The following is a 6,535-nucleotide window of genomic DNA, read 5'->3' on the forward strand; positions in this document are numbered from 1 at the left end:
GGGCGCGACGGGCAGCGCCGCGCCGACCGTCAGCGCCTGCGGCGCGCCGATGGCGGCGCCCGTCGCGGCGCCGGCGGCATCGCGCCACAGCTCCACCCCGACGATGCCGGCCGGCACTTCCAGCCGCAGCCGGTCGCCCAGCCCGGCATCGCGCCGCGCCAGGACGAAGGACGTGCCGACGCTGGGATGGCCGGCGAAGGGCATCTCCGCGACGCGGTTGAAGATGCGGACGCGGGCGGTGTTCGCGGGATCGGCCGGCGGCAGGACGAAGGTGGTCTCGGAGAGGTTGAGCTCCGCCGCCAGCGCCTGCATCTCGGCGTCCGAGAGGCCGCGCGCATCGGGGAAGACCGCAAGCTGGTTGCCGCCGAAGCGGCGGTCGGTGAAGACATCCAGCGTGACGAAGGAAAAGCGCCGCGTCACGGCGCCGCCACCCGCGCCGGGTCCAGGGTCACGCCATGCTGCAGCGGGCCATGCCCGCGGCCGAGGCCGGGCGCGGCCAGGATGGCGGCGCGGACATAGGCCCGCGCCCGCGCCACCGCGTCGTGCAGCGCCATGCCCTGCGCCAGGCCGGCGGCGATGGCCGAGGCCAGGGTGCAGCCGGTGCCATGGGTGTGCCGCGTCTCGATCCGCGCATCCTCGAAGCGGGTCAGGCCCGCGCGCGTCGCCAGGATGTCCACCAGCCGCTCGCCCGCCAGGTGGCCGCCCTTCAGCAGCACCGCCCGTGGCCCGAGGGCGAGCAGCGCCTCCGCCGCCGCCGGCATCGCCGCGGCATCGGGGATGGCGCGGCCGAGCAGCACCTCGGCCTCCGGCAGGTTGGGGGTGATGATGCTGGCCAGCGGCAGCAGGCGCCGCCGCAGCGTCTCCACCGCATCGGGCTGCAGCAGCGGGTGGCCGCCCTTGGCAACCATGACGGGGTCTGCCACCAGCGGCACGCCCGGCGCCTCGGCGGCGATCTCCTCGCACACCGCCTCGATCGTCGGGACGTCGTGCAGCATGCCGGTCTTCAGCGCATCGGCGCCGATGTCGCGCAGCACCACGCGGATCTGCTGGCGCAGGAAGTCGGTCGGCACCGGCAGCACGCCATGCACGCCGAGGGTGTCCTGCGCGGTCAGGGCGGTGATGGCGGTGGCGGCATAGCCGCCCAGCGCGGTGACGGATTTCAGATCGGCCTGGATGCCGGCGCCGCCGCCGGAATCCGACCCGGCGATGATCAGGACGCGACCCGGGGACGCGGTCACGCCGGCACCTTGGCGCGGGACCGGATGGCCTCGGCCAGCGTCTCCACCGTGTCGTTCACCAGCGCCTCGTCCTCGGCCTCCGCCATCACGCGGATCACGGGCTCGGTGCCGCTAGCGCGGATCAGCACCCGGCCGCGCTCGCCCAGCCGCTCCTCATGCGCCTTGATCTCCCGCTGCACCGACCCGTCCTTCAGCGGGGAGGCGCCCGTGTAGCGGACATTCACCAGCCTCTGCGGCAGTGGGCAGAAGCGGCGGCAGACCTGGCTGGCGGGCCGGCCTTCCTCCACCAGCACCGCCAGCACCTGCAGGGCGGCGATCAGCCCGTCCCCCGTGGTGCCGAAATCGGTCATGATCATGTGGCCGGACTGCTCGCCGCCCAGGTTGCAGCCCATCTCCCGCATCTTCTCGCCGACATAGCGGTCGCCGACGCCGGTGCGCAGCAGGCCGAGGCCGCGGTCCTTCAGGTAGCGCTCGAGCCCCATGTTGGACATCACGGTCGCCACCACATGGCCGCCGCGCAGCCTTTCCTGCGCATGCCAGGACCCGGCGATGAGGGCGAGGATCTGGTCGCCGTCGACGATCGCCCCCGCCTCGTCCACCAGCACCAGCCTGTCGGCATCGCCATCCAGCGCGATGCCGAGATCGGCGCGGCGTTCGCGCACGATGTCGGCCAGCTTGCCCGGCGCGGTGGAGCCTACGCCGTTGTTGATGTTGAAGCCGTCCGGCTGCACGCCGACCGGCACGACCTCGGCGCCCAGTTCCCACAGCACCGTGGGCGCCACCTTGTAGGCGGCGCCATGCGCGCAATCGACGACGATGCGCAGCTTCTCGAGCGTCAGGCCGCGCGGGAAGGACTGCTTCGCCGCCTCGATGTAGCGGCCGGGCGCGTCGTCCATGCGGCTGGCGCGGCCGAGCCGGGCGGGCGGGGCGAGCGCCTTGCTGAGGTCGCCCTCCATCAGCGCCTCGATCTCCGCCTCCTGCCCGTCGGACAGCTTGAGGCCGTCCGGCCCGAACAGCTTGATGCCGTTGTCCTCGTAGGGGTTGTGGGAGGCGCTGATCATCACGCCGAGGTCGGCGCGCAGGCTGCGGGTCAGCAGCGCGATGGCCGGCGTCGGCAGCGGCCCGACCAGCACCACGTCCATCCCGGCGCCGATGAAGCCGGCGGTCAGCGCCGGTTCCAGCATGTAGCCGGAGATGCGGGTGTCCTTGCCGATCACCACCCGGTGCCGGTGGGTGCCGCGGTTGAAGTATCGCCCGGCCGCCTGGCCGAGCCGCAGCGCGGTCGCCGCATCCATGGGCGCCTGGTTGGCGGTGCCGCGGATGCCGTCGGTGCCGAAGAGGCGGCGGGCAGGTGCTGTCATGGCGGTTCCAGTGCGCGGAACAGGGGTGCGTTGGAGTAGCGAAACCCATGCCCCAGGTCCATCAAGCAGACAGGAAATCGGGTGCCCGGGGCGTCTGGCATGTCCGGCGGCCGCGCCAGGCCCATGCCCGAGGCGCGGTGGCTCGCGCCCGGATCCCCTCCGCCCCGACGCGGCTCCCACGTTCCGCCAAGCATGCATGCCGCGGCGGCCGGGTTTCGCCAGGCCGGGGGTCGCATCCGGGCCTTCATCCCTCCCGCGATCCGGTCTGGAACGGATTGCAGAGCGGTTCCACGCCTCCGGGCCTTCAGCCCTCCCGCGATCCAATCTGGGACAGATCGAAGAGCGGTTCCACGCCTCCGCGCCTTCAGCCCTCCCGCGGCCCGCCGTGGCCGCTGGCCGCGGCGCGCCAGACCGCCAGGGCCTGCACCGTCTCCGCCACGTCATGCACCCGCAGGATGGCGGCGCCCTGGCAGACGGCGAAAAGGGCGCCGGCGATGCTCGGCACCACGCGCTGCCCCGCCTCCGGGATGCCAGCGAGGGTGCCGAGGAAGCGCTTGCGCGACAGCCCGACCAGCAGCGGGCAGCCGATGCCGGCCAGCAGCGGCAGGCGTTCCAGCAAGGCCAGGTTGTGCTCGATGGTCTTGCCGAAGCCGATGCCGGGGTCCACGGCGATGCGGTGACGGGGGATGCCCGCCGCCTCCAGCGCCGCCACCCGGTCGCGCAGGAAGCCCGCCACCTCCAGCACCACGTCGTCGTAGCGGGCGGCGGCCTGCATGGTGCGGGGGTCGGTGCCCGGCATGTGCATGATGGCGACCGGCACGCCGGCATCCCGCACCACCGCCACCGCCCCCGGGTCGTGCCGCAGGGCGGTGACGTCGTTGACGATGCGCGCCCCGGCGGCCAGCGCCGCCGCCATGGTGGCGGCATGCCGCGTGTCGACCGAGACGGGGGCGAGCGGCGCCAGCGCCCGCAGCACCGGCAGGATGCGGCGGCATTCCTCCTCGGGCGGGACGGGATCGGCGCCGGGGCGGGTGCTCTCGCCGCCGATGTCGAGGATGTCGGCCCCCGCGGCCAGCATGGCCTCGCCCCGGGCGATGGCGGCGGCGGCGCCGACCCCGTCGCCCGAGAAGCTGTCGGGCGTGACGTTGACGATGCCCATGACCAGCGGCCGGCCGGCGGGCAGGCCGGCGAAGGGCAGCGGTGCCTCGACCAAGGGCGGCAGAAGGTCCTGCCAGTCCGGCGGGATGGCGGCGGCGGGAAGGACGGCCCGCGCCGCGCCGTCCTCGATCAGCCGCGCCAGGGCGAAATGCCGCGGGCCGCCCTGCAGCGGCAGCGTGCCGGGCAGGGGCGCGTCCAGCAGGGCGAGGGGTTCGATCCAGCGCATGCGCGGGCTCCGCGGCTTGCGAGAGGGGCGCTGCCCCTCTCGCGCTCACCCCGCCGGGGCCTCAGGCGAGGCCCCGGACCCCGGCGGGAGTCTTTAACGAAGACGGGGAGACCCCCGCTGGAGGTCTCCCCGTCTTCGTTGAACTCGAGGTTTCCAAACGCCCTTCGGCCTTTGGCGGGCGGTCGAGGGGGGCAGAGCCCCCCTCCTGCGCCTAGGTCGCCGGCGCTGGCCCCGGATTCAGCCCGCCACTCGGGCGCGGCGCGCGGCCGCTGGTCGGCACGCTGCCGCGGCCGGTCGGAACCGGCTCGTCCGGACGGTTGCGCACCACCGGCTCGCCGCGGATCACCAGGCGGATCTCGTCGCCCGAGAGCGTCTCATGCTCCAGCAGGCCCTTCGCCAGCAGGTGCAGCTCGTCGATGTTCTCGCTCAGCAGCTGCTTGGACCTGGCATAGGCCTCGTCGATGATCCGGCGGATCTCGCCGTCGATCTGCCGGGCCGTCTCCTCCGACAGGTTCTTCGACTGGGTGACGCTGTGGCCCAGGAAGACCTCCTGGCTGTTCTCGCCATAGGCGATCATGCCGAGCTTCTCGCTCATGCCCCATTCGGTGATCATCCGGCGGGCCTGGTCGGTCGCCATCTTGATGTCGCCGGACGCGCCGTTGGACACCTTGTCGGCGCCGAAAATCAGCTCCTCGGCGACGCGGCCGCCCATGGCCATCGCCAGCTCCTGCAGCAGCTTCGACTTGTGCTTGGAATAGCGGTCGCCCTCCGGCAGGGACATCACCAGGCCCAGCGCGCGGCCGCGCGGAATGATGGTGGCCTTGTGCACCGGGTCGCATTCCGGGAGCTTGAGGGCGCAGAGGGCATGCCCCGCCTCGTGGTAGGCGGTCATCCGCTTCTCGTCCTCGGACATCACCAGCGAGCGCCGCTCGGCACCCATCAGCACCTTGTCCTTGGCCTGCTCGAACTCATGCATGCCGACGGTGCGGCGGCCGGTGCGGGCGGCCAGCAGCGCCGCCTCGTTCACCAAGTTCGCCAGGTCGGCGCCGGAGAAGCCCGGCGTGCCGCGGGCGATCACCTTCGGATCGACGTCGGAGGCCAGCGGCACCTTGCGCATGTGGACGCGCAGGATCTTCTCCCGCCCCGACACGTCCGGGTTCGGCACCACCACCTGCCGGTCGAAGCGGCCCGGGCGCAGCAGCGCCGGGTCCAGCACGTCCGGCCGGTTGGTGGCGGCGATCAGGATGACGCCCTCGTTCGACTCGAAGCCGTCCATCTCGACGAGCATCTGGTTCAGCGTCTGCTCGCGCTCGTCATTGCCGCCGCCGAGGCCGGCGCCGCGATGCCGGCCGACCGCGTCGATCTCGTCGATGAAGATGATGCAGGGGGCGTTCTTCTTGCCCTGCTCGAACATGTCGCGCACGCGGCTGGCGCCGACGCCCACGAACATCTCGACGAAGTCGGAGCCCGAGATGGTGAAGAAGGGCACATTCGCCTCGCCGGCGATGGCGCGGGCGAGCAGCGTCTTGCCGGTGCCGGGCGGGCCGACCAGCAAGCAGCCCTTCGGGATCTTGCCGCCGAGGCGCTGGAACTTCTGCGGGTCGCGCAGGAATTCCACGATCTCCTCGAGCTCGCCCTTGGCCTCGTCGATGCCGGCGACGTCCTCGAAGGTCACGCGGCCCTGCTTCTCGGTCAGCAGCCGGGCGCGGGACTTGCCGAAGCCCATGGCCCGGCCGCCGCCCGACTGCATCTGGCGCATGAAGAACACCCAGACGCCGATCAGCAGCAGCATCGGGAACCAGGACAGCAGATAGTGGAAGAGCGGGTTGACGTCGCTCTCCTCCGGCCGCGCCACAACCCGCACGCCCTTCTCGGTCAGCTTGCCGACCAGGGCGGGGTCTTCCGGGGTGTAGGTCTGGAAGGTCCGGCCGTCCGAGAGCTGGCCCGTCACGGTGCGGCCCTGGATGACCACGTCCCGGACATGGCCGGCGCCGACCTCGTTCAGGAAGTCCGAGTAGGCGACCTGCTGCGCCCCGCGCTGGCCGGAGCCGCTGGGTTGGAACAGGTTGAAAAGCGCCACCAGCAGCAGCGCCACGATGACCCAAAGCGCCAGGTTACGGCCGAAATTGTTCACCGATTCATATCCCGTTCCCGCCATGGCCCCGAACCGGGCCAAGGACCCTGTGGGCGCGATGCCCCGTGCCTGCCGGTTTAGATAGGGTGCCCGGCCCGGCAGTTAATGGGCCGCATGACCCCGCCAATCGGCTCCCCCGGTCACGGACCCGCCGGCCGGTGCGAAGGCGAGAGGAAAGGCCGCGCAGCTTTGCGCGTCAGGATAGCCGAGCGCCGGCACCGCGGCCAGCATGTCGTGCTGCCGGATTGCGGGCACACCCGAAAGTAGGGCGGCGGGCCAGCCGGGGGCGAGAGGGCGGAGCCGCGCCGCCGCCTCCGGGCCCAGGGCGCCCAGCGAGCCGCCTGGCCGGCCGGCGGCCAGCAGGCGGAACCGCCCGTCCCAGGCCGCGCCGGCCAGGGCCGGCACCGGCGGTGCCACC

The 6,535-nt window shown here is 72.7% G+C and carries 5 protein-coding genes; all 5 read right to left on the bottom strand.

Going from position 1 to position 6,535, the window contains the following annotated elements; all coding sequences use genetic code 11:
* The coding region (locus tag E2C05_RS27025) for a PhzF family phenazine biosynthesis protein (RefSeq protein ID WP_133222756.1) at positions 1 to 420 on the bottom strand (420 nt) is incomplete at its 3' end.
* Complete coding sequence (gene thiD, locus E2C05_RS27030) at positions 417 to 1,238, bottom strand: bifunctional hydroxymethylpyrimidine kinase/phosphomethylpyrimidine kinase (protein WP_133222757.1); 822 nt, start codon at positions 1,236 to 1,238, stop codon at positions 417 to 419. The genes E2C05_RS27025 and thiD, both read right to left, overlap by 4 nt.
* Entirely contained in the window at positions 1,235 to 2,599 is a 1,365-nt protein-coding gene (gene glmM / locus E2C05_RS27035) for a phosphoglucosamine mutase (RefSeq protein WP_133222758.1), read from the bottom strand. Before glmM ends, thiD begins: the two co-directional genes overlap by 4 nt.
* A 364-nt stretch (positions 2,600 to 2,963) precedes the next feature.
* A complete protein-coding gene (folP, locus tag E2C05_RS27040) occupies positions 2,964 to 3,983 on the bottom strand; it encodes a dihydropteroate synthase (protein ID WP_133222759.1) in 1,020 nt (339 codons plus the stop codon).
* 211 nt (positions 3,984 to 4,194) lie between these two features.
* Positions 4,195 to 6,117 (bottom strand): ATP-dependent zinc metalloprotease FtsH, encoded by a 1,923-nt coding sequence (gene ftsH, locus E2C05_RS27045; protein ID WP_133222760.1) that lies wholly within the window; start codon positions 6,115 to 6,117, stop codon positions 4,195 to 4,197.
* Positions 6,118 to 6,535 lie beyond the last annotated feature (418 nt).

The organism is Paracraurococcus ruber (genome assembly GCF_004353985.1).
In the GTDB taxonomy this organism is placed as follows: Bacteria; Pseudomonadota; Alphaproteobacteria; order Acetobacterales; family Acetobacteraceae; genus Paracraurococcus; species Paracraurococcus ruber.